This is a genomic window from Solibacillus sp. iso_87, from assembly GCF_056173085.1.
Window position 1 is genome coordinate 1757029 of record NZ_CM149656.1, and the last position, 22124, is coordinate 1779152.

Annotated in this window: 22 protein-coding genes; 21 read left to right on the forward strand and 1 reads right to left on the reverse strand. The window is 40.3% G+C overall.

Going from position 1 to position 22124, the window contains the following annotated elements:
* Positions 1-39: 39 nt before the first annotated feature.
* The 8 genes from kduI to AC0VXV_RS08740 all read left to right on the forward strand — a co-directional run bounded on the left by kduI (position 40) and on the right by AC0VXV_RS08740 (position 6709).
* Positions 40-870, forward strand: coding sequence for a 5-dehydro-4-deoxy-D-glucuronate isomerase (gene kduI / locus AC0VXV_RS08705; RefSeq protein WP_475531191.1), 831 nt, complete (start codon positions 40-42; stop codon positions 868-870).
* 19 nt (positions 871-889) lie between these two features.
* Entirely contained in the window at positions 890-1672 is a 783-nt protein-coding gene (kduD, locus tag AC0VXV_RS08710) for a 2-dehydro-3-deoxy-D-gluconate 5-dehydrogenase KduD (protein ID WP_475531192.1), read from the forward strand.
* Positions 1673-1746: 74 nt separating this feature from the next.
* Complete coding sequence (locus AC0VXV_RS08715; protein WP_475531193.1) at positions 1747-2589, forward strand: sugar phosphate isomerase/epimerase family protein; 843 nt, start codon at positions 1747-1749, stop codon at positions 2587-2589.
* 163 nt (positions 2590-2752) lie between these two features.
* Positions 2753-3850: an ABC transporter ATP-binding protein gene (locus AC0VXV_RS08720; protein WP_079526491.1), complete on the forward strand. Its 1098-nt coding sequence runs from the start codon at positions 2753-2755 to the stop codon at positions 3848-3850.
* Positions 3851-3976: 126 nt separating this feature from the next.
* Positions 3977-4921 carry a sugar kinase gene (locus AC0VXV_RS08725; RefSeq protein WP_475531194.1) on the forward strand — a complete coding sequence of 315 codons (945 nt, stop codon included), beginning with the start codon at positions 3977-3979 and terminating at the stop codon, positions 4919-4921.
* An 8-nt stretch (positions 4922-4929) separates the two neighbouring features.
* Positions 4930-5544, forward strand: coding sequence for a bifunctional 2-keto-4-hydroxyglutarate aldolase/2-keto-3-deoxy-6-phosphogluconate aldolase (locus AC0VXV_RS08730; protein WP_475531195.1), 615 nt, complete (start codon positions 4930-4932; stop codon positions 5542-5544).
* A 286-nt stretch (positions 5545-5830) separates the two neighbouring features.
* Positions 5831-6205: an HD-GYP domain-containing protein gene (locus AC0VXV_RS08735; protein WP_475531196.1), complete on the forward strand. Its 375-nt coding sequence runs from the start codon at positions 5831-5833 to the stop codon at positions 6203-6205.
* A gap of 27 nt (positions 6206-6232) precedes the next feature.
* Positions 6233-6709 (forward strand): hypothetical protein, encoded by a 477-nt coding sequence (locus tag AC0VXV_RS08740; RefSeq protein ID WP_475531197.1) that lies wholly within the window; start codon positions 6233-6235, stop codon positions 6707-6709.
* A gap of 135 nt (positions 6710-6844) precedes the next feature.
* On the opposite strand, the gene hmpA is transcribed toward AC0VXV_RS08740, so the two are convergent.
* The gene (gene hmpA, locus AC0VXV_RS08745; RefSeq protein ID WP_475531198.1) at positions 6845-8005 is read right to left on the reverse strand and encodes an NO-inducible flavohemoprotein; all 1161 of its coding nucleotides are present in this window, start codon (positions 8003-8005) and stop codon (positions 6845-6847) included.
* Between the two features lie 243 nt (positions 8006-8248).
* Between hmpA and AC0VXV_RS08750 the strand changes: the two genes are divergently transcribed.
* The 13 genes from AC0VXV_RS08750 (at position 8249) to AC0VXV_RS08810 (ending at position 22052) form a co-directional block, all read left to right on the forward strand.
* Complete coding sequence (locus AC0VXV_RS08750; RefSeq protein ID WP_475531199.1) at positions 8249-8698, forward strand: RrF2 family transcriptional regulator; 450 nt, start codon at positions 8249-8251, stop codon at positions 8696-8698.
* A 52-nt stretch (positions 8699-8750) separates the two neighbouring features.
* Positions 8751-9497: an SDR family NAD(P)-dependent oxidoreductase gene (locus AC0VXV_RS08755; protein ID WP_475531200.1), complete on the forward strand. Its 747-nt coding sequence runs from the start codon at positions 8751-8753 to the stop codon at positions 9495-9497.
* 247 nt (positions 9498-9744) lie between these two features.
* Positions 9745-10959: an argininosuccinate synthase gene (locus AC0VXV_RS08760; protein WP_475531201.1), complete on the forward strand. Its 1215-nt coding sequence runs from the start codon at positions 9745-9747 to the stop codon at positions 10957-10959.
* Between the two features lie 87 nt (positions 10960-11046).
* Positions 11047-12420, forward strand: coding sequence for an argininosuccinate lyase (gene argH, locus AC0VXV_RS08765; RefSeq protein ID WP_475531202.1), 1374 nt, complete (start codon positions 11047-11049; stop codon positions 12418-12420).
* 98 nt (positions 12421-12518) lie between these two features.
* Entirely contained in the window at positions 12519-12749 is a 231-nt protein-coding gene (locus AC0VXV_RS08770; RefSeq protein WP_475531203.1) for a hypothetical protein, read from the forward strand.
* A gap of 315 nt (positions 12750-13064) precedes the next feature.
* Complete coding sequence (locus tag AC0VXV_RS08775) at positions 13065-14216, forward strand: toxic anion resistance protein (protein ID WP_475531204.1); 1152 nt, start codon at positions 13065-13067, stop codon at positions 14214-14216.
* Positions 14217-14299: 83 nt separating this feature from the next.
* A complete protein-coding gene (locus tag AC0VXV_RS08780) occupies positions 14300-14686 on the forward strand; it encodes a hypothetical protein (protein ID WP_475531205.1) in 387 nt (128 codons plus the stop codon).
* A 149-nt stretch (positions 14687-14835) separates the two neighbouring features.
* Positions 14836-15132, forward strand: coding sequence for a cytosine deaminase (locus AC0VXV_RS08785; RefSeq protein ID WP_475531206.1), 297 nt, complete (start codon positions 14836-14838; stop codon positions 15130-15132).
* A 75-nt stretch (positions 15133-15207) separates the two neighbouring features.
* Entirely contained in the window at positions 15208-16119 is a 912-nt protein-coding gene (locus AC0VXV_RS08790; RefSeq protein ID WP_475531207.1) for a DMT family transporter, read from the forward strand.
* Positions 16120-16170: 51 nt separating this feature from the next.
* On the forward strand, positions 16171-17328 hold the full coding sequence (locus AC0VXV_RS08795; protein WP_475531208.1) for a M20 family metallopeptidase: 1158 nt from the start codon (positions 16171-16173) through the stop codon (positions 17326-17328).
* The gene (locus AC0VXV_RS08800; protein WP_475531209.1) at positions 17318-18049 is read left to right on the forward strand and encodes an NAD-dependent deacylase; all 732 of its coding nucleotides are present in this window, start codon (positions 17318-17320) and stop codon (positions 18047-18049) included. The genes AC0VXV_RS08795 and AC0VXV_RS08800 overlap by 11 nt, the downstream gene beginning before the upstream one ends.
* A 144-nt stretch (positions 18050-18193) precedes the next feature.
* Positions 18194-19483: a methyltransferase domain-containing protein gene (locus AC0VXV_RS08805; RefSeq protein WP_475531210.1), complete on the forward strand. Its 1290-nt coding sequence runs from the start codon at positions 18194-18196 to the stop codon at positions 19481-19483.
* Positions 19473-22052 carry an AAA family ATPase gene (locus AC0VXV_RS08810; protein ID WP_475531211.1) on the forward strand — a complete coding sequence of 860 codons (2580 nt, stop codon included), beginning with the start codon at positions 19473-19475 and terminating at the stop codon, positions 22050-22052. The genes AC0VXV_RS08805 and AC0VXV_RS08810 overlap by 11 nt, the downstream gene beginning before the upstream one ends.
* Positions 22053-22124: the final 72 nt, after the last annotated feature.

Consider the following 22124-nt stretch of genomic DNA (forward strand, 5'->3'; position numbering starts at 1 on the left):
GATGATTAAAACTGTTCATTAACCGGAGGAGGTAGCAAAATGGAAACACGTTATGCCAATCACCCTGAAGAGATTAAACGCTATAATACGGACGAATTGCGTCAGCATTTCTTAGTGGAAACACTATTTGAACTTGGAAAGGTACATTTAACATACACTCATGTGGACCGTATGATTTTTGGTGGGGTAACTCCTGCAGATACGGAACTGACAATTGAACTGGATAAAGAATTGGGCGTAAGTTACTTCTTAGAGCGCCGAGAACTGGGCATCATCAATATTGGCGGTGACGGGGTTGTTGTATTGGATGGTATTGAATACGACATGCAGCGCCGTGATGGATTATATGTAAGTCGAGGTACGAAACAAGTGCTGTTCCGGTCAAACGATGCGGCAAATCCGGCAAAATTCTATATCAATTCCACACCGGCACACCATACATACCCGACGGTGAAAATTGACATTAACAACATTAAACCGTTAGAAGCAGGTGCTCCGGGTACTTTGAATGAACGAAAAATCTATCAATATATTCATCCGAATGTTTGTGAGAGCTGCCAGTTGCAGATGGGCTTGACGATGTTGTCACCGGGCAGTGTGTGGAATACAATGCCTGCTCATACGCATGAACGTCGCATGGAAGTGTATTTGTATTTTGATATGGAAGCGAATACACGCGTTTTCCACTTTATGGGGCAACCGGATGAAACACGTCATCTTATTCTGAAAAATGAACAAGCGGTAATTTCGCCGAGCTGGTCGATTCATACAGGTACAGCGACAAGTAACTATACATTCATTTGGGGAATGTGCGGAGAAAACATTACGTATGACGACATGGACCATGTAAAAATGAAAGATTTACGCTAAGCGAATGGAGGAACAATAGATGACACAGGAAGTAGCCGGTTTTTCATTAGATTACTTTAGCTTAAAAGGAAAAGTTGCCATTGTAACAGGCGGCAATAAAGGATTAGGCCAGGCATATGCCGTCGCTTTAGCAAAAGCAGGAGCAGACATTTTTGTCATTGCACGAAGCGCGGACTGGAGTGAGACAGAACGTTTAATAAACGAAACAGGCCAAAAGGTAACATTTTACCAGGGTGATTTAAGCGATCGTACGATTATCAAACCCGCTGTAGAAGCTTGCCTGCAAGAGTACGGCACAGTGGATATTTTAGTGAATAATGCTGGTACGATCCGCCGTTCACCATTACTGGACTACCAGGAACAAGACTGGGATGCGGTGATGGAAATTAACTTAAACAGCCTATACCTATTAAGCCAGGAAGTAGCGAAAGTAATGGTAGAGAAAAAGAGCGGAAAAATTATCAATATCGCATCGATGCTATCATACCAGGGCGGCAAATTTGTTCCGCCATATACAGCGAGTAAACATGCCGTTGCCGGTTTAACAAAGGCATTTGCCAATGAACTGGCAGAGCATAATGTGCAGATTAACGCGATTGCTCCAGGCTATGTGGCGACAGATAATACAGCGCCGATTCGCCAGGATGAAAAACGCAGCGCGGAAATCCTATCACGTATTCCTGCAGGACGTTGGGCTACGACTGCAGACTTAATGGGATCTGTCGTTTACTTGGCAAGCCGTGCTTCGGATTATACGAACGGTCATATTTTAGCTGTTGATGGTGGCTGGCTGGCAAGATAACTAATAAATTAATAAATAATTATAAGCCGTATCACGCAATGCTGATACGGCTTTTACTAAAGGATGTGGGAATAATGAAAGCTAATTTAGGTATTCGTGCACATGATCTGGAAGCTGAAAACTTACAGGAGCTTGCGGCAAACGTAGCGCAAAGAGGATTTTCTGCAGTCCAGCTAGCACTTGCAAAATCCATTACGGAATTTTCGACAAGTACAGGGTCATTATCACCAGGGTATGGCCACTATGTAAAATCACTTTTTCATCAGCACAATGTTCGGATTGCTGTTTTAGGCTGCTATATTAATATGATACATCCGGATTTAGCTGAGAGACAGCGGCAGCTCGATCGCTTTAAAGAGCATATACGTTTTACGCGTCATTTCGGCTGCAGTATTGTCGGAACAGAAACGGGCAGTGTCATTCCGTCACTCGGTTACAGCGAAGACAATTTTACCGAAGAAGCTTATACGGCAGTTGTAGAAAGTGTGCGAGAACTCGTAGAAGAGGCAGAAAAATTTGGTGTCATCGTCGGCATTGAAGGCGGTATCAATCACCCGATTCACACACCGAATCGGATGAAGCGTTTATTGGAAGATGTACCGTCGCCGAACTTGCAAGTCATTTATGACCCGGCGAATTTTATAAGCTTGGAAAATGTCCATGATCAGCATTCGGTAATGGATGAAGCCTTCGAATTATTCGGCGATCGGATCGTTATTGTTCATGCGAAAGATTTTATTGTGGATAATGATGAAATTGTAATGGTGCCAGTCGGAACCGGCCAGCTCGATTATAAGTATTTATCGGAACGACTGAAGAAGGAGAAGCCGTTCATCAATATTCTTTTGGAAAATACGCGCGATCCTTATATTGCCGACAGCATTCGTTATATACAAGACCGGTATGAACAAGCTTAAAAGTGAGCAGTAGTGAATCAAAATGTGCATATATGCCTTATATTATAAGATTTTAAACAATTATCTAAAAATTTTAAATTATTTCTGGAAGCGTTTTCTATTACTATTAAATTAAGAAGCACATTAGCAGTGTTCATATGGAATCGATCGAGGGGGTAAGGAAATGGCAGAATTAAAATTAAATAATATTTATAAAATTTATGATAATAAAGTAACCGCTGTAGATAATTTTAACTTGCATATCGAGGATAAGGAATTCATCGTTTTTGTTGGTCCTTCGGGTTGTGGAAAATCAACAACTTTACGGATGATGGCAGGCTTGGAGGAGATTTCAAAAGGGGATTTCTATATTGATGATAAGCGTGTAAATGACATCGCACCAAAAGACCGCGATATCGCAATGGTATTCCAAAACTATGCATTGTACCCGCATATGACGGTTTATGACAATATTGCATTTGGGTTGAAATTACGGAAGCTGCCGAAGTCGGAAATCGATGAGCGAGTACGCAATGCAGCTAAAATTTTGGGCATTGAAAATTACTTGAATCGTAAACCGAAAGCTTTATCTGGTGGACAAAGACAGCGTGTTGCATTGGGCCGTGCCATTGTAAGGGATGCGAAGCTGTTCTTGATGGACGAGCCTCTGTCAAATCTGGATGCAAAGCTGCGTGTGCAAATGCGTGCGGAAATTATTAAATTGCACCGTCGTATCGGGACAACGACAATTTATGTAACACATGACCAGACAGAAGCGATGACGATGGCGAGCCGTATTGTCGTAATGAAGGACGGCATTATTCATCAAGTAGGGGCACCGAAGTATATTTATGATAATCCTGAAAATGTGTTTGTTGGGGGCTTTATCGGTTCACCATCTATGAACTTTTTAGATGGTCGTGTAGAAGATGGCTATTACCAGCTTGGAGATAGAAAAATTATAATTCCGGAAGATAAAATGACGATGCTTCGTCAGCAAGGATATGTCGGGAAAGAAGTTATTTTAGGAATTCGTCCTGAGAGCTTTTTCGTAGGGGAAGAGACGGCAGAGCTTGATCCTTCTGTTGTGTCTCAATATGAAATTGAAGTTGCGGAGTTAACAGGTTCTGAAATTATGCTGTATTTCAAAATCGGCGACCAGGAAGTTGTAGCATTGACGGATGCCCAACAAACAATTGAAGCAGGACAAAAAGTCAATTTTGCTGTTAATACGGATAAAATGCATTTCTTTGATAAAGAAACAGAAATACGTATTCGTTAATACCGGTGGGAGAAGCAATAGAGAAGCTTCTAACTTAATAGAAGAAATAAGGCTGTCCAAAAGTCATTTACTTTTAGGACAGCCTTTCTTTCAACGATTACTTGTATGAAGGCAGGGGGAGAGTTCATGGAACGAAACTATATTTTTACTTTAGGGGATGCACTAATTACATTTAATCCGGTGGCCACAGGTCCGTTACGTTATGTTAATTCATTTGAGCGCAAGTTAGGCGGGGCGGAACTGAATTTTGCCATTGGCTGTGCCAGATTAGGGCTACCCGTTAAGTGGATGAGCCGATTAGGCGGGGATGAATTTTCGAAATATATTTATAGCACAGTGCGTGGGGAAGGAATCAATATGGATTATGTGGAGCATGTGTCCGGCTATCCGACATCGCTGAACTTTAAAGAAATATTGGAAAACGGCTCCGGTAAGACGTTTTACTACCGGTATCAGTCACCGATTTTGACGATGACCGAACAGGATATCGAGGAATCGATGTTTGATGATATAGCATATGTTCATCTGACTGGTGTGTTTCTGGCCATTGCACCGCAAAACCTGCAAATTGCACTGGCTATTTTACGCATCGCAAAAGCAAAAGGCATTCCGGTCTCTTTTGACCCGAATATTCGGTTGAAGCTTTGGACATTGGAACAAGCAAGGGCTGCCTATTTTGAGATTTTCCCGTATGTCGACATATTATTGACCGGGCTGGACGAAATCGAAATGATTATCGGTAATACGCCATTTGAACAGTTTGTCGCACAGTATAACATTTCCGAACTCGTCATTAAGGACGGTGCAAATGGATCGAAAGCTTATGTAGACAGACAATGGCATCTTGCGGAACCGTTTCAAGTTAAACCTGTCGATACGGTAGGTGCTGGTGACGGTTATGATGCGGCATATATTTTCGGGTTGATGAAAGGCTATGATGTGACCGAGCGTCTGCGCATTGCGAATGCTGTTGGTGCAATGGTGACAACGGTAAAGGGTGACAATGAAGGTTTGCCTGAATACACAGATGTGGAAGTGTTTTTAGGACAAAAAACGCTAGTTGAAAGGTAAGGGTTCTTATGAAAAAATATGAAGTGATTCACCAACTGAAAGAACATAAAATTGTAGCAGTCATTCGCGGAAGCTCGGTGCAGGAAGCGACAGAAATTATACAAGGTGCTGTACAAGGAGGAATTCGCCTTATAGAGCTTACATATACAACACCATATGTTCAGGAAGTATTTGAGGAAATCCGCTCTTTGGATGCGATCATAGGCGCTGGAACCGTGTTAGATACTGAGACGGCAAGAAATGCCATTTTATGCGGTGCGAATTTTATTGTCAGCCCAAGCTTTAATGTAGACATCGCTAGATTATGCAACCGCTACGGCGTACCCTATTTACCTGGGTGTATGACTTTAAATGAAATAGTAACTGCACTGGAGGCGGGCTGTGACATCGTTAAACTTTTCCCGGCGAACCATTTCTCACCCGGCTTTATCCGTACGGTGAATGGGCCGTTGCCTCATGTAGAAATTATGCCGACAGGCGGGATTAACGCCAACAATATGCAGGAGTGGCTCGATGCAGGTGCTGTCGCTGTAGGCATTGGCAGTGATTTAACGAAGGCCTATGTGACAGGTGGGGTTGATGCTGTCGTAGTTGCGAGCCAGGAATATTGCAGGAAGCTGTAAGTAGAGTTAAGGTGACGGTTAATTCACCACTTATATTCTCCGTTCGAAACGTCAAACCCTTTCATCCTGACTGGTTTTGACGTTTTATTATTCATTCGCAAACACCCACGAACCGTCTACAGTTAGCTGGTAAAAAGTATAAAAATTAAGAATTTGATATAACGAGTAGTAAAAGTGTCATTATTAACCAAGAACAGGAGCGCATTAATCTTATTTTATCAGTATAATATTTCCATATGCGTACATGTTTTTCGGGCGTTAAACAGCTGGAAGAAGGCTTATAATTTTGTATAAACCAGGAGCATTGTCCATTTATGAAAGAAAAATAATAGAAATGCATCCGTTGACAGGGGCAGACATTCTTAACAAAATATCGAAGGAAATCAATTATGATTTTATAAAGAGCATGGAAGTCGCTGAAAATATTATTTTGCATCACCATGAAAGATGGGATGGAACGGGCTACCCATTCCAGTTAAAAGGCTATCAGATTCCACTTGAAGCGCGAGTCGTATCAATCGTCGATGTGTTTGATGCGTTAACGACGCGCATACCGTATAAAGATTCCTGGCCGGAAGAAAAAGCATTGGCATTTATTGAGGATAACAAGGGGAAACATTTTGATCCGTCAATTGCGGATACGTTTATCAGCCTATTTTAAAAGTATTATAAAGGAGTTGAAGAGCGAATGACTTTATATTCAGTGCTTGTTGCCAATAAACCTTTGCCAACAATTGATCATACTGGTATTGAGGAAATCACGGTAAAAGAATTGAAAAAATTATATCCGATTACGGAGGAAACTCCTGAACAGATATGGCATTCATGGCCCGATGATGCAAAGATTTTACACGCACCGGACGAATCCTCTTTTAGACAGTTAAACATATTTGAATGGGATAATCCGCCATACGATTTGAAAGATTATAATGAAAAGCCCTATGTTTACTGCATCGAGGGCAGTTGGAATTCGGAAATTTTAAATGATTTTCTTTATTATTTAAAACAATCCATTAAAAAAGAACAAGAAGCAGAGTTAATCCGTTTTTGGGCAGGTGAAACAGATCAGAACGTGAAAAAATTACATATTACAATACAAGAAATTGAATTACACCATTTAGTTAATATAGAAAAAGAACATCACATAAGGGTAATTTTTGAGTGAATGGTTTCAAGAGAAGTATGAGCAGAGGGTAAAAGAGAATTAGAAATATTTTATGCACTGTGAAAAAACACCAATTCCTTAATGAGGAATTGGTGTTTTTGGGTTATGTTTTGACATTTTTGGTTGTTTGTAATATTAAGCCGTTTTCTTAATCTGTAACGCCATCGCGGCACCGAAGAATTCATAATGAATTTTCTCAGCATGTACACCTAGCTCAACTAAATATTGGATTACAGTTTCCATGAATACTGTTGGACCACATACATACACTTCTGTACCAGGAACTAGGAATTCCTCGATTTGCGCTTTTGTAATATAGCCGTCTAAATCTGAATAAACCGCTTTATATTTACCGTCTGTCGCTGCAACGTTTTCTTCGATTGTTTCTTTAAATGCCGCTACATTTTCGTTTCGTGCACATTGGATAAATGATGCTTGGCGTCCTTCAATTGTTTTAAGCATTCTTTGTAATGGTGTCACACCAACACCACCGCTGATGAATAGAACTGGGCTTTCATTTTCCACTAGTGTGAACACACCTGCAGGAGCACTTACATCCACTTTAGTACCGATTTCTGCGTTGTGTAGGAAGTTAGAAACAATTCCGTTAGGTGTTACATCATCTTCACGTTTTACAGAAATGCGGAAATAATCTTCCGAACCGTCTGTTAATGTATATTGGCGGTTCATTAAGTATTGTTCGCCAGGTACTTGTGTGCGCAATGTAATGAATTGTCCTGCTTTGAATGGAGGTAATTTATCGCCGTTAACTGGTTTTAAATAGAATGATTTGACTGCTTCGCTTTCTTCCACAACTTCTGCAATAATAAATTCTTTAAATGCGCGCCAGCCTCCAGCATTTTCTGTTGCTTTATATAAATCTTCTTCAACTGAAATGAATACATCTGCAATTACGCCGTAAGCTTTACCCCAAGCGTCGATAATTTCGTCTGTTGCTGCATCTCCAAGAACTTCTTTGATCGCTTCTAATAAATATTTTCCGACAATCGGATAATGCTCCGGTAAAATACCTAAACTTACGTGTTTATGTGCAATTTGGACAACAGCCGGAACGATTGCCTCCAAGTTATCGATGTGAACTGCTGCTGCATATACCGTGTTTGCTAAAGCTGTTTGCTGACGATCTTTCTTTTGGTTTGTATGGTTGAAAATGTTTAGTAATTCCGGATTTTCTCTGAATAAGTTTGAATAGAAAGTTTTAGTAATTGCTAATCCGTGTACCTCCAATACAGGTACTGTTGATTTAATAATATTAATAGTTTGTTGTGCTAACATACATTGCACGTCCCCTCAAATTTGGTTGTCTGTTTCTTGCAACATCAATATACTGCTAAAAAAATACTAAAGCAATATCAAAAATACATCTTTAACAGATCTGTCACAAACATATATCAAAAATACATCTTTAACAAAATGGACACAAAACTATATAATGAATTCATCGATAAACATAAGCCGTTCTATTCGAACATTTTTGTTAAAATGTTATACTTAAGTTGAAGAAAGATGGTGAACAGCGTGCGGTTAACAGTATATACAGATTATTCTTTACGTACGCTCATGTATTTAGGTGTACGGGGCAGAGAAAATTTAGTTACGATTCAGGAAATTGCTAATGCATATCAGATTTCAAAAAATCATTTAATGAAAGTAACCCATGATTTAGGGAAACATGGCTATATTGAAACGATTCGCGGGCGCGGTGGCGGCATACGTCTGGCACTTGAACCTGAACAAATCAATATCGGTGATGTTGTCCGTAAAACAGAAGATGACTTTCACCTTGTTGAATGTTTCAATCCGGAAGGGAATCTTTGTAAAATATCACCGGAGTGCAGGCTGAAATTTGCTTTAAACGAAGCATTAAAAGCATATTTGGCTGTGCTTGATACCTATACATTGGCGGATGTTCTCGTATCGAAAGACATTTTAAGTGAATTATTCGGCATTACCCAAACTAGTAAATAGCCATTTACTAGTTTTTATATTACCTGAAAATAAGATAATAAAGAGGGAAGCTATGAAAAAGACAGTTTTTATTACAGGTGCGACAAGCGGTATTGGGCGCATTATTACAGAAATGCTCGTAAAAGAAGGACATACGGTTTATGCAACTGGAAGAAATGACAGTGCCATTAACTATTTAAATGGGATAGGGGCGGTTGCCTACAAAGCTGATTTAAGAATTCCATCTCATATTGATGAAGTCGTATCGCAATTACCGACAATCGACATCGCCATTTTAAACGCCGGATTAGGTTATTTTGAAAGTGCAGTTGATTTAGCAGACCAGGAAATCGACCAGATGCTCGATGTAAATGTTCGTGCACCGATCTACTTGGCAAAACGTCTGGCACCGGCAATGATTGAAAGAAGGAATGGTCATTTTATCTTTGTCGGCTCACAGGCAGGCAAGGTCGCTACGAAAAAAGCGAGTGTTTATGCAGCGAGTAAACATGCAATTACCGGTTTTGTGAATGGCCTTCGTCTGGAGCTGGCAGAATACAATATACACGTTACCGGAATTTATCCGGGACCAATCGATACACCGTTTATTCAGAAAGCCGATGCAACAAATGCTTATAAAGAAGCGATCGGGAAATTTCTGTTACCGCCTGAAAAAGTCGCTAAAGAAGCTATCCATGCAATCGGGAAACGTCCGCGGGAAGTGAATCTACCTCGTATTATGAGTGTAACGAGTAAATTATATGCCGTAGCGCCAGCACTTGTAGAATTTGTCGGCAAAGGTTTCTTTAATAAGAAGTAAGTGTGAGAGCATTCGATTTTTCAGTCATAAAAATTGATATGCTCTCTTTTGTAATCTGCTGCAATTAATAGCATATTTATGCATGAACGAGAGCTTAGGAAAACTTCCTCAATGAATGTTTTTAGATTGTATGAAAAAGTGAAAAAATTTATATAAATGCAGTTGCGTTTATTTTTATAACGTGTTACTATTCGTGTATAAACTATTAATTAAATGTATAAACATACATCATTTGGGGGCAATTAACATGGCGAACAAGAAAGTCGTATTGGCATATTCAGGTGGTCTTGATACATCAGTAGCAATTCCATGGTTAAAAGAACAAGGTTGGGACGTAATCGCAGTCTGTCTTGATGTTGGTGAAGGTAAAGATTTAGATTTTATCCGTAACAAAGCACTTCAAGTAGGTGCTGTTGAATCATATATGATCGATGCAAAAGATGAGTTTGCGGAAGACTTTGCATTAATCTCACTGCAAGGCCACACTTGGTATGAGCAAAAGTATCCATTAGTTTCTGCTTTATCTCGTCCATTAATTTCTAAGAAATTAGTAGAAATCGCAAATGAAACAAATGCTGATGCAGTAGCACACGGTTGTACTGGTAAAGGGAATGACCAAGTACGTTTCGAAGTTTCGATTAAAGCATTAAATCCGGACCTAGAAGTATTAGCACCTGTACGTGAGTGGGGCTGGAGCCGTGACGAAGAAATCGAATACGCGGCAAAACACGGTGTTCCAATTCCTGCAACAATCGATTCACCATTCTCAATCGACCAAAACTTATGGGGCCGTGCAAACGAAGCTGGCGTAATGGAAGATCCTTGGGTTGCACCACCAGAAGAAGCATACGGCTTAACAGTTTCTTTGGAAGAAGCACCGGATACACCGGAATACGTTGAAATCGAATTCGTTGAAGGTAAACCAGTTTCTATTAACGGTATTCAAATGAAACTAGCAGACTTAATTCAAGAATTAAATAAAATTGCCGGTGAACATGGTATCGGCCGTATCGATCACGTTGAAAACCGTCTAGTTGGTATTAAATCTCGTGAAGTATACGAAATTCCAGGTGCAAAAGTATTATTAACAGCGCATAAAGAATTAGAAGATATTACATTAGTAAAAGAATTGGCTCATTTCAAACCAATCATTGAACAAAAACTATCAGAAATTATCTATAACGGTCTTTGGTTCAACCCGATCCGTACAGCTCTTGAAGCGTTTTTAAAAGAAACGCAAAAGTATGTAAACGGAACAGTTCGTGTAAAACTTTACAAAGGCCATGCAATTGTTGAAGGGCGTAAATCTCCAAATTCTCTATACTCTGAAGAATTGGCGACATATTCAAAGCATGACCAATTTAACCATGCTTCTGCTGTAGGCTTTATCGAATTATGGGGTATGCCAACAGTTGTTGCATCAGAAGTAGCAAAAAGCACAAAACAAACAGTAAATAAATAATTAGATATACGGTTAATGAAGTGAGCGATTCGGAACCCGAGTCGCTTCTTCTATTATTAGGAACATTAGTTGAGGAGTGAGAGTACTATGGCAAAATTATGGGGCGGTCGTTTCCAAAAGTCTGCAGAAAGCTGGGTTGACGAATTCGGTGCATCGATTGGCTTTGATCAGCAGTTAGTGTTGGAAGATATTGAAGGTTCTGTAGCACATGTCACAATGCTTGGTGCACAAAATATTTTACCAAAAGAAGATGTCGAGAAAATTCTGGACGGCCTTGCACAATTAAAAGTAAAAGCCGAAGCGGGTGAACTGGAGTTTTCAGTTTCAAATGAAGACATCCATTTAAATCTTGAAAAAATGCTGATTGATTTGATCGGTCCTGTTGGCGGGAAGCTTCATACTGGACGCTCACGTAATGACCAGGTCGCAACAGATATGCACTTATTCTTAAAAAAACGCGTACCTGAAGTAATCGGTTTAATCGAACATTTCCAAAAAACGATTGTCGAGCAGGCAGAGCATAATGTGGATACGATTGCACCTGGCTACACGCATTTACAGCGCGCACAGCCAATTAGTTTTGCCCACCATTTAATGGTGTACTTCTGGCAGCTGCAACGTGATAAAGAGCGTTTTACAGAATCGATGAAACGCATTGATATTCTGCCTTTAGGTGCCGGGGCGATGGCAGGTACAACATTCCCGATCGATCGCTTGAAATCGGCTGAACTGCTTGGCTTTGCAGAAGTGTATGCCAATTCAATGGACGCGGTAAGTGACCGTGACTTTATCGTTGAATTTTTATCGAATTCAGCACTATTGATGACACACTTATCACGTTTTGCTGAAGAAATCATTATTTGGTCTACGGATGAATTTAAATTTATCGAGCTGGATGATGCATTTTCAACGGGGTCATCCATTATGCCACAAAAGAAAAATCCGGATATGGCGGAACTGATTCGTGGGAAAACAGGCCGTGCATACGGGAACTTAATGGGTCTGTTAACAGTTTTAAAAGGTACGCCGTTAACATATAACAAAGATATGCAGGAAGATAAAGAAGGCATGTTCGATACGATGGAAACGGTATTAGGTTCACTGAAAATCTTCGAAGGTATGGTTCGTACGATGACGGTCAACAAAGCGCGTCTACACAGTGCGGTACATTCAGACTTTTCTAATGCGACAGAGCTTGCGGATTATTTGGCGACAAAAGGAATGCCGTTCCGTGAAGCGCATGAAGTAACAGGAAAGCTTGTATTTACATGTATCCAGCAAGGAATCTACTTACTGGATCTGCCATTGGAAGAAATGCAGAAAGAATCAGCATTAATTGAAGAAGATATTTACGCAGTACTTGCACCGCAAGCTGCTGTGAGCCGACGTAATTCATTAGGTGGCACAGGTTTTGAACAAGTGGCACTTCAAATTCAAAATGCGAAACAGCTATTAGTCTAGCAATAGATGATGATGTCCTGTAAAAAATTTTTACAGGGCATTTCTATGAGACTCGTCTTGAACGCCGTGGAAGGGACCCGATTTTACCGGTGGCGTTAATGCGTCAGCCAACTTATTTACTAACATTACTGTTAGGTCTTCTATCTGGTGCGATGCTTGCAGCAATGATTTTCATTCCAGCTTTCTTTGAGCAAGTATTGGGCATTAAATCCGAGCATGCCGGGTACTGGATGACATCGCTTGCACTGGCTGCAGGTGTTGGGGCAGCGGTTGGCGGTATTATAGTAGATAAAAGAGGCCCGGTTTTAGCAGTACTGCAGTTGGATTGATTTTAAAACCAATTCAAAAAAAACATTGGAAATTTAAAAAAGTGTTTTAGCTTGAGCAATTTGGGGTAATTTATCTTTAGACTCATGCAAAGCTTGTGTGGGTGTGAAGTCTCTCCCCCAATAGTAGACTTACAAAAAGTGTCCTTTTGCGCATAAAAGGGCATTTTTTGTTGTCTAAAAGCGATGCATTTGTTTTTGGGTAGTCTCAAATTAGAATATTCACAATGTTTTGCGTTATAATTAGCATCAACAGCATGAAACTTTTCATTAAAATTTACGTAAATACTAGTAATACATAGAATGGGGGAATCGAACATGGCTGAAAATCCATTATTTGAAGATTTAAATAAACGTGCTGAGCAAGAGCCGGCACAAACGACTGATATTGTCGAACAACCACAAAAACAACTTGTTTCGGAACAGGAGCTTTCTCAAATCCGTCAGCGTCAAGAACAGCTAAAACAACAGCCGCAAGTTCAGCAGCTTGCAGAAAAAATTGACGTGAAAAACCAAATCGCGGTTCTCGAATTCGGTAAAGAAACGGCTCAGGGTATTTCAACGTTTTCAGACCGTATGCTCGCTACAATTAAACAAAGCAATTTGGAGAAATCGACTACATTACTGAACAATTTAAATAAAATTATGGACCGCTTTGATCCCCAGGATTTCCATGAGGAGCAGAAAAAAGGCTTCCTGAAAAAGCTGTTCTCAAAAAGCAAAGAGCAACTGGAGCGTATTTTATCCAAATATGACACGATGAACAAAGAAGTCGATGTCGTTTATAACGAAATTCAGAAATACGAAGTGGAAATGAAACGAAACACCGTACAGCTGGAACAAATGTATGATGAAAATTTAAACTACTTCCATACGCTAAGCGAGCATATTGCGGCTATCGATATTAAAGTAAATGATTTACGTCATCAGCTGCCAGCATTGTCGGCAAGAGCGGATTCCGGTGACCATGAAGCGATCATGGAGCTTGAAACAGTTACACGCGGAATCGAGTTATTGGAGCAACGTGGCTACGATCTTGAAATGGCGCAGCAAGTATCATTCCAGTCCGCACCGCAAATTCGTTTAATGCAACAAGGGAACAACCATTTAATCGGAAAAATCAACTCGGCATTCGTGACGACAATTCCAATTTTCAAACAAGGTCTGATCCACGCCGTTACAATGCAGCGACAAAAGCTTGTTTCGGATTCGATGGCAGAACTGGACCGCCGTACGAATGAAATGCTTGTACGAAACGCAGAAAATGTCCGTCAGAACTCGGTGAACATTGCTCGTCAGGCAGGCAGTCCGAGCATCAAAGTCGAAACAATCGAAACGACTTGGAAAACGATAATTTCCGGTATCGAAGAAACAAAACAAATTCAGGCAGAAACAGTGCGCAATCGTGAAGAAGGACGTAAGCGTATTGAACAATTACAGCTTGAATATGAAAAATTAAAGAGCATGTAATCAAATAAATTATTCTTACAGGCATCGAGTATCCTTTGCTCGATGCCTTTTATCATCTTTCGGTACACATTAGGGGGAGTATTATGCAAGTTTTAAGTCGCAAGTTTACAGTAGCGCTCATTTCTACATTTATTTTCAGTTTTCTGTTAGCGCTTATCGTTACATTGACGGCAAGCGAACAATATTTAACTTTTAGCATGACCGTGCTGACATTTATCGTATTAAGTGCACCAATGTTTCTCGTTGTAGGGGTTGCAGTATCTTTTCTGTTTGAAAATAATCTGCGTTCCACAAAAATGAAATGGTTCAGTTATATTGTTATTGGCGTGGTATTTACGGTTCCATACGCCCTTTACTTTTTTGAAAATGCCAATCTTTTAATATTTTCAATTGTAGGAGGGTTGGGGGCTGCCATCTATTGTGGCATACACCTAATATTCGAAAAATATATATTCAAAAATACGGATTAACATTCAATTTAAAAGCTTGTTATATTAGGCATACAAGTCGTCTAAAATTTCCTCTTGGTGATTAATTAGGGGTGAATTTGGTGAAATTGGGTAAATAACAACAAAAGAAGATTTACACAAGTATTGCCATGAGGGAAAGGAAGACAAAGATGGAAAAGAACTTAATGAAAATCGACGAATTTCTTAAAATGCCGAAAAGTGTTATACGCAGAGCAAATGAACGTGACGTATTGAGTATAAAGAATGAATTGCTTATATTAATGAATGAAAAAAATGATATGTATGATAAAGCACATATTCGAAAATTAATTAATGAAATTCAATTTTTAAATGTGTTTGTTGTAAAGGATGATTTTGATAAAACCGTATTTTCCTACGAACCTCCAAAGTACGCATCACCCCGTGTAACGATTAAAGAAAGTGGCTGGATCGAGTTAATCAAATAATAAGTACTATATTCCCAACAATGGAATCATGATAAAATTTTATTATGAATAGAGCGTTGGAAGAAGGTAGTATTAGTGGAACGATTGAAAGGCATAGCGATGATTATAGTAGGTTCGATGTTTTGGGGGGCTACCGGTCCGATGATGGAATGGCTCCTGCAAAAAACGGCCATGACCGCTGAGTTTATGCTTGCAGTAAGATTAACGATTGCAGGTATTTTAATACTTAGCATTGTAGTTATGCAGAAAAAATCGGTATTCTCCATTTGGAAAAACCGGAACCATTCCGTCCAATTACTTATTTTCAGTGTGATCGGAATGGTAGGGTTACAATTTACGTTTGTAAAGACGATAGAAGTGAGCAATGCGATAATTGCAACACTATTGCAGTTTTTAGCGCCAATCTTCATCGTCATCTATACATCGGTTATTGGGAAGGTTCTTCCACCAAGCAGTCAACTGATAGGTATTTTCGGTACGCTTGTCGGGCTGTTTCTATTGCTGACAAATGGCTCGGTTTCAGGGTTACTTGTGAGCAATGAAGCGCTTGTTTGGGGACTGCTGTTAGGATTTACGTATGCATTTTATACACTGTATCCTGTTCGGTTAATGGCTGAAGTAGAGGTAATCATTATTATCGGCTGGGGTATGATCATAGGCGGGCTTATATTCTCGGTAACGGGGCAGCTTTGGAAACCGGAGCAATGGCTGTTGCTGCTGAATCCGGTAAATGTTATCATCATTATTGCTACGGGCATTTTGGGATCCTTCGCCTATATTTTATTTTTAACAAGCCTGAAATACATATCACCAGTTGAAACGAGTATTTTATCAAGTATCGAACCATTGACGGCAATGGCGATTTCCGTTTTCTGGCTCGGTGCCACATTGTATAACTGGCAGTATGTCGGTATTTTATTAATGCTAGTATTTGTCGCCTATTTATCAATTGCCGGGAGCAAAAAGTCTCCCACTTCGAATGTCTAAGTGAATGTCACTTAGGCATTTTTGGGTATAGAAAACGAAGGAGGCGTTGTTATGGAAGCATTCGATTTTTTTACATTGCATGAAAAAGATATTAAAGATGATATTAAACGCTTAGTATTGGCCGATTCACCTTCGCAAAACAAAGAGCTGCTTGATCTGTGCAAAGATGTACTCCAGTCGATGTTTTATGACTATTTTCATGTAAAGGCAACGGAATATACGATGGAGCATAACGGCAATCATCTCCGCTTTGAAATGGGAGAAGGAACCGAACAGATTTTAATGATCGGTCATTATGATACCGTTTGGGATAAAGGGGCCTTGCCGTACCGGGAGGAAGAAGATAAAATTTTCGGTCCAGGTATTTTGGATATGAAATCAGGTCTCGTCAGTGCTATCTGGTTTTTTAAATATGTTCAAAAAATGAATCTGCCTTTGAAACGTCGAATTGTTTTTTTCCTGAACAGCGATGAAGAAATCGGAAGCCCTACATCCAGAGCGCTAATTGAGGCAGAAGCGAAAAAATCAGTGGCCGCATTTATACTGGAGCCTGCTGTTACCGTTTCGGGCGAACTGAAAATTGCACGGAAAGGCACTTCCAGATATTTACTGAACATTCGAGGGCTTGCATCGCATGCGGGCAATAATCCGCGAGATGGTGTCAGCGCGATTACTGAAGCAGCAAGGCAAATCCTGAATATTGATGCGCTCAATGATTACGAGAAGGGGACAACGCTGAATGTTGGTATGGTGCAGGGCGGCGGCAAATTGAACGTCATCCCCGACGAGGCACATGTAGGGGTTGATGTCCGATCGGTCACACGAACAGAGCAGGAACGTATCGACGATTATTTTGAAGAGCTTAAACCATATGATCAGCGTACGAAAATCGAAATCGATGGGGGAATTAACCGGCCTCCGATGGAACGTGATGAAGACAGCGAAGAATTGTTCGAAATTGCACAGGAAGAAGCCGAGGAACTTGGATTTGATGTGGATGAAGCGTCAGTCGGCGGTGCAAGCGACGGCAATTTTACTTCGTTATACACGCCGACATTGGATGGTCTTGGACTAGTTGGGGACGGTATTCACGCAGAACATGAGCATATTTTAAAAGAACATATCATTGAACGTTTCGCACTTTTGACGAATACATTGTTGGAAGTTGTGAATGAGATTGAGATGGAGGGAAATCGGGATGACGGCTGAAACACTGGCTCACTTGATGGAAGAATCGAATCGTACGGTCTTGCTGACAGGTGCGGGGATGTCGACTGAATCGGGCATACCGGATTTTCGCTCGTCAACAGGCTTGTGGCAAAATATTGATCCGCGTATTGTTGCCTCTACAGAAAGTCTGCAAAAGAACTATGAACAGTTCCGCAAGTTTTACCAGATGAGGATTACCGCACTAGACAACTGCAAACCGCATCAAGGACATCTAATATTGGCGGACTTCGAAAAGCGCGGACTTGTTTCGCTTATCGCTACCCAAAATGTCGACCAGCTTCATCAGCAGGCAGGAAGTAGAAATGTAGCGGAACTTCATGGAAATATCGTGTCAATCCGCTGTCAAAAATGCGGAAAACCCCATGGAAAAGAGCAGTTTTTGAATAACAGTATGTGCACATATTGTTCGGGAAAATTACGGCCTAATGTAGTACTGTTTGGTGAAACATTACCGACGGAGGCATGGGACCGTACGCTACATGAAATACACGAGGCAGACCTTGTTATTGTGATTGGGACAAGTTTGGAAGTATACCCTGTCAACCAGTTGCCTAGCATGTCTAGAGGGAAGCTCGTCTATATCAACCGTGAGCAAACATCCACTAGTGCACATTATTCGTTTGACTTAGTGTTGGAGGGGACGGCCGGTGAAATTTTGACGGATGTTCATCGAGAGTTGGGGGATTTTAAAAAGTTATAACAAAGCCTGTATGGAAAATGCAGGCTTTTTACTTTGGCGGTAGTGGAAAGCCTGAAACAACAAACTGCAAATTTACAAACATTTACCCAAACACTCATTTATAATAGAAATAGTAATTATATCTTAAGGAGAACATTAAACATTATGCAGTTATCTATTTACACGAAAAATCCGCATGCGAGAGCAATTTCGCATTTACTGGCGAAAAATCCGGCAACCGTTTATGAACGTAAAGTAAAAGGGCACGCGGTACGATTTGTTTATCATAAAATGACAGATGACGAATTATTCGCTTCTATCTTTGTTACACCTGATTCATTGGCGCTTGTAAAAGACAATGAAGCATTTGATATTACCCATTACATTAATGACCGTGAATTTGCTGTAAGCACTATTTTCTTATCGCTTATTCGTTCAGCTTTAGGCACAGCGCTGAACGGAAAACCTAAGGAAGAATATATAAAATTTGCAGCAATGGACTTTCCGTTTACGTTTGAATTTGGTCCAATTTCATCAAGGCTCACAGAGGAAGAAATTCGAAATTTATGGGAACCGTTAGGCTATGAAGTAACGATCAACACAATGGCGGACGCTAAACGTGCACGATTCTTAACGCTTGCAAGCACCATTACTTTAAAGAAAGCACTTCAACAAATTTTTATATTAATACCGGTTATGGATGACTATAAACATTATTTTATTGATGAAACAGAGCGGGAGCGGTTGGAAAATTACGGAGAGGGCTGGCTTGAAGCTCATCCGATGCGTGAGTTTATTTACAAAAAAGCATTGCGCTTTAAGCAATTGTTCATGACAGAAGTGAATGCGCAAAAAGTCGACAAGCCATCTTTAAATACCCGGCGCTATGAAACGATTGCCGGGACAGTTAAAGCATTAAAATCTAAAACGGTCATCGATATGGGGGCAGGAGAAGGAAAATTATCGATGCTTCTTGCGCAAATTGAATCAATTACAAAGCTGTACAGTGTCGATCCTAGTACTCATGCACTTGCTAAAATGCAAAAACGATTTGCCGATCAGCAATTTGCCGCGACACCTATTATTAAGTGGGGATCACTTTACTATGAGGATCAAGAGTTAAGAGAGGCGGATGTATTTATTTTATGCGAGGTAATAGAGCATATTGATGAGGAACGACTGCCTCAAATTATGCAGCTCATTACGCAAAACTACACGCCAAAGCATTTAATTATTACGACACCAAACGCTGAGTATAATACGGTGTACGAACTTGAAAAAATGCGCCACGATGATCACCGCTTTGAATGGGACCGCAAGCAGTTTCAGGCGTGGTGTAAAGCTGTTGCGCCAAACTATGACTTACAATTTGAAAAGATCGGTTCTGTACATGAACAATATGGCGCTCCTACTCAAATGTGTATCATGACAAGGAGAGATTCACATGCAATTTAAACTTCCAAACGGGGCCATCGTACTTTTAATTGGGCCATCAAATAGTGGGAAATCCACATTACTGCAGTCACTAGTCGATTCAGGTCAGCTCCTTGAAAGCGAGATTATTAGCTCTGACTACTATCGTCGGCTAGTAGCGGATATAGATTTTATCGATTTTACAGCTTTATCAAAAGATGATGAAGATATTGTTTACGAAGAATATCAGCGCATTTCAGAGCAGGCGTTTCATGCGCTTCATACAATTGTGGAAGCACGTGCAAAATTAAATAAAATATCGATAATTGATGCAACAAATTTACGCGGCTTTGAACGCTCTAAATATTTTGAAATGGCTAAGCGTAATCATGTACCTGTTTTAGCGCTTATTTTGAATACACCAAAAGAGCAGCTGCTTGCACGTGATGTGTTGCGTGATAACCCTAGAGGTCGTAAACGCGTGCTTCAGCAATTTAATATGTTGAACTATGAGTTGAAAGCAATAAAGAAAGAACCCTTTGCCAAAATTTATAAAATAAATGACGAAAGTGTCGAGATAGTGCGTGAACCGAATAAGCTTTATTTAGAAATCGAAAGCGGTTTTGATATTATCGGGGATATTCATGGCTGCTATGACGAGATGCTTGTGCTCTTGAAGGATCTTGGCTATGAGCAGCGCGGCAATGTATATGTTCACCCAGCTGGACGCCGGTTAATTTCTGTAGGCGACATTATGAGCCGTGGTCCTAAATCAATTGAAACGATGCAATTTTGGTTAAATCAGATCGAAGCAGGATTAAGCTATATGACAGACAGTAATCATGGCTGGAAAATAGCGCGCTGGCTAGAAGGGAAAAACGTTACTCTTAATCATGGGGATGAACTTGTCGAGCAAGAATTTAACAAGTATGCAAAAGTCCATGGCGAAGAGGCTGCTAAGGCACTAAAAGAACAATTTGCTAACATGCTTTTAAAGGCACCGTCACATTATATTTTAACGAAAAATAATATGACAAAAGCTGTTGTTACACATGCCGGCATAAAGGACCATTATATCGGTAAAGAATCTAAACGGATTTCGGATTTTTGCCGTTACGGTGATATTCAGCAAACAGAAGACACCAGTAAACCTGTTCGCGGGGACTGGTTCTCGCAGCATAAAACGAGCGAACTGATTATTTGGGGACATGATGTGAAAGTACAGCCGTTTAAAGCAAACCGAACAATTAATATTGACCAAGGTGTTGTATTTGGCGGGGAGCTTACGGCATTTCAATATCCTGAGCAGACATTAAAAAGTGTAAAAGCATTCGCAAACTATGCCGAGAATGAGGACAATCCTATTTTAGAGGCGAAAAACAAGAGGTTCAGCCCGCCGAATGTTGCACAATTTATAAATGGCTTTGCGGTTCATACAACGAGCGGGGATCAAATAATCATCCCGAAAGAAAATGCATTAGCAGCAATGGATACATTTTCTCTCTATACATTGCCTTTGGAGCAAATAATATACATCCCGCCAACAATGAGTCCAACACCACAAACATCAGCATTACCGGATTACTTGGAACATCCTGAAGAGGCGTTTAATTACTATAAGAAAAACGGTATTCAAAAAATGATTGCCCAGAAGAAGCATATGGGTAGCCGCGCTGTCATCTTTATTGCAAAAAATAAAGAAGTTGCAAAGGAGCTCATTAATAGTGATAGCCTGGGTTACATTACAACGCGTACGGGTCGCGCCTTCTTTGAACAAAAAGAGCAGCAACAGATGGTGGAGAAAATTCATGCTGAGCTAGTCGGTAAAAATTACTTCGAGCAATTTAATACAAGCTTCGTCTTAATGGACGCCGAAATTTTACCTTGGAATTTAAAAGCACAAAGATTAATCGATCAACAATATGAAACGGTCGCTGAAAATGCGTTGATGGATCGCTATAAAATCATCGAAAAGTTAAAAGCAACAGAGCATGTGGACGTGACGAGCTGGTTGGAGGAATTTACCGATAAATATAAGAATGCTGCACGCTTCGATGCGGTTTTCAAAAACTATTGCTGGCCAACAAATGAACTTTCAGGCATACATATAGCACCGTTCCATATTCTTGCACACAGCTCAACGACAAATTTCCACCAGCCTCACAGCTGGCATATGAAAATGAATGCGTATTTGGCTGAAAACAGCTCGCTATTTATAGCGACAGAATACCGTTTGATCGAAAGCGAGCAGGATGAACAGGAAGTAATGAATTGGTGGAAGGACATGACTGAAAATGGTCATGAAGGCATTGTTATTAAGCCATTCGATTTCCTCGCTTATCATAAAGGGAAATTATTGCAACCAGCTATAAAAGTGCGCGGCCGTGAATATTTACGCATCATTTATGGCATGGACTATACAACTGAAGACACGATGAAGAAGTTAAAACAACGGAACCCTTCCCGTAAAATGAAGAACGCTTTATTGGAATTTAAATTAGGGATAGAAGGTATTTCACGCTTTGTAAGTTTGGAAAGCAGCAACCGTGTACATGAATGTGCACTTGCCACACTTGCGTTAGAAAGCGATACAATCGATCCGCGTTTATAAATTCTTAAAAGATTCCCTTCAATTCAGCTAATTGGATTGGAGGGATTTTTGTTTTGCTGTAAGACTGTTTAG

Bases quoted from the DNA above. Each gene is read 5' to 3' on its own strand.
- AC0VXV_RS08795 (WP_475531208.1), top strand. From the start codon at position 16,171: ATGGAAGCATTCGATTTTTTTACATTGCATGAAAAAGATATTAAAGAT.
- AC0VXV_RS08760 (WP_475531201.1), top strand. From the start codon at position 9,745: ATGGCGAACAAGAAAGTCGTATTGGCATATTCAGGTGGTCTTGATACA.
- kduI (WP_475531191.1), top strand. From the start codon at position 40: ATGGAAACACGTTATGCCAATCACCCTGAAGAGATTAAACGCTATAAT.
- AC0VXV_RS08805 (WP_475531210.1), top strand. From the start codon at position 18,194: ATGCAGTTATCTATTTACACGAAAAATCCGCATGCGAGAGCAATTTCG.
- argH (WP_475531202.1), top strand. From the start codon at position 11,047: ATGGCAAAATTATGGGGCGGTCGTTTCCAAAAGTCTGCAGAAAGCTGG.
- AC0VXV_RS08800 (WP_475531209.1), top strand. From the start codon at position 17,318: ATGACGGCTGAAACACTGGCTCACTTGATGGAAGAATCGAATCGTACG.
- AC0VXV_RS08810 (WP_475531211.1), top strand. From the start codon at position 19,473: ATGCAATTTAAACTTCCAAACGGGGCCATCGTACTTTTAATTGGGCCA.
- AC0VXV_RS08730 (WP_475531195.1), top strand. From the start codon at position 4,930: ATGAAAAAATATGAAGTGATTCACCAACTGAAAGAACATAAAATTGTA.
- AC0VXV_RS08725 (WP_475531194.1), top strand. From the start codon at position 3,977: ATGGAACGAAACTATATTTTTACTTTAGGGGATGCACTAATTACATTT.
- AC0VXV_RS08720 (WP_079526491.1), top strand. From the start codon at position 2,753: ATGGCAGAATTAAAATTAAATAATATTTATAAAATTTATGATAATAAA.
- kduD (WP_475531192.1), top strand. From the start codon at position 890: ATGACACAGGAAGTAGCCGGTTTTTCATTAGATTACTTTAGCTTAAAA.
- AC0VXV_RS08775 (WP_475531204.1), top strand. From the start codon at position 13,065: ATGGCTGAAAATCCATTATTTGAAGATTTAAATAAACGTGCTGAGCAA.
- AC0VXV_RS08770 (WP_475531203.1), top strand. From the start codon at position 12,519: ATGCGTCAGCCAACTTATTTACTAACATTACTGTTAGGTCTTCTATCT.
- AC0VXV_RS08715 (WP_475531193.1), top strand. From the start codon at position 1,747: ATGAAAGCTAATTTAGGTATTCGTGCACATGATCTGGAAGCTGAAAAC.
- hmpA (WP_475531198.1), bottom strand. From the start codon at position 8,005: ATGTTAGCACAACAAACTATTAATATTATTAAATCAACAGTACCTGTA.
- AC0VXV_RS08740 (WP_475531197.1), top strand. From the start codon at position 6,233: ATGACTTTATATTCAGTGCTTGTTGCCAATAAACCTTTGCCAACAATT.
- AC0VXV_RS08755 (WP_475531200.1), top strand. From the start codon at position 8,751: ATGAAAAAGACAGTTTTTATTACAGGTGCGACAAGCGGTATTGGGCGC.
- AC0VXV_RS08785 (WP_475531206.1), top strand. From the start codon at position 14,836: ATGGAAAAGAACTTAATGAAAATCGACGAATTTCTTAAAATGCCGAAA.
- AC0VXV_RS08780 (WP_475531205.1), top strand. From the start codon at position 14,300: ATGCAAGTTTTAAGTCGCAAGTTTACAGTAGCGCTCATTTCTACATTT.